A 1,072-nucleotide genomic window follows, 5' to 3' on the forward strand; every position below is an offset into this window, starting at 1 on the left:
AGCGGGCCGGCGCCGACGTGCCGCATTCGAAACGAGTTCGTGCCGTGCCGGGACCCGCCCATGCGCAGGCCCGACCCGTACGCGGCCTGCAGGACATGCAGAGCCTCGTCCCCCGTGGACGTGCGCACCTCGGCCCGCTCGACAGACTGCCCCATACACTCACCCTCCCGACTCGCCGCTCCTCCCCCAACCCCCCTCCCCCACTCTCCCTGCCCCGAACCAACGGTCGATCACGAGCACAACTCGCTTCGCTCCACGGACTTGACGCCGGATGACCTGCACTCTCGCTGTTCGTTCGACGGCCTGCGGGCCAGCGGCGGAAACGACAGACTCATCGAAGGCGCGGCTCCCCGTTGCGCAATCTCTCTCGGAAGCGCCCCGGACCCCGGCCTTCCGAGAGAGGAGGACACGGCCGCGGGGCTGCCCGCCCCTCCCCTCTGACGTTCTGGGAGAAGCTCGACGGCATGATCCGGGCGGATCTGACGCTCCCTGCTGGCGCACGCGTCTGCGTACTTGGCGGAGCACTCACAGGAGTACGCCGACCCGGCCTGGCCCGGCGCTCCACGGCGGACACGTGCCATCGAGTACGTCCCGCTGTCCGCGTGTTCATCCGGACACTCGTACACTTTGATCCCGAACGACTCATTGACGAGGGGAGCGCCCGTGCCCGGCCACAGGTCCATCACCGAGGCGGAGAAGCTGGCACAGGCCAAGCTCGGCGGCGCACCCATCCGCCACGAACGCATGGCGGTCGTGGCCAACATCTATCGGGCCGCCTCCGCCGTGCGCCAGCACCTGGAGAACAGCGTGCTGCGCAAGGTCGACCTGACGTGGACCGCGTTCGTCGTGCTGTGGGTGATCTGGGTCTGGGGCGAGTCGGAGACCCGCCATGTGGCAGAAGAAGCCGGGATCTCCAAGGGCACGCTGACGGGGGTCGCCCGCACGCTCGAGGCCCGCGGCCTCGTGGCGCGATCCGCCCATCCGACGGACGGCAGGCTTGTGCTGCTGCGCCTGACTCCCGAGGGAGACGCACTCATGCGCCAGGTGTTCCCGGAGTTCAATGAAGAGGAGG

Annotated in this window: 1 protein-coding gene; it reads left to right on the forward strand. The window is 69.0% G+C overall.

Going from position 1 to position 1,072, the window contains the following annotated elements; genetic code table 11:
- Positions 1-663: 663 nt before the first annotated feature.
- On the forward strand, positions 664-1,072 hold a 409-nt coding region (locus tag ACWCV3_RS29035; RefSeq protein WP_451230374.1), incomplete at its 3' end, for a MarR family winged helix-turn-helix transcriptional regulator.

This window comes from Streptomyces sp. NPDC001781 (assembly GCF_053596035.1).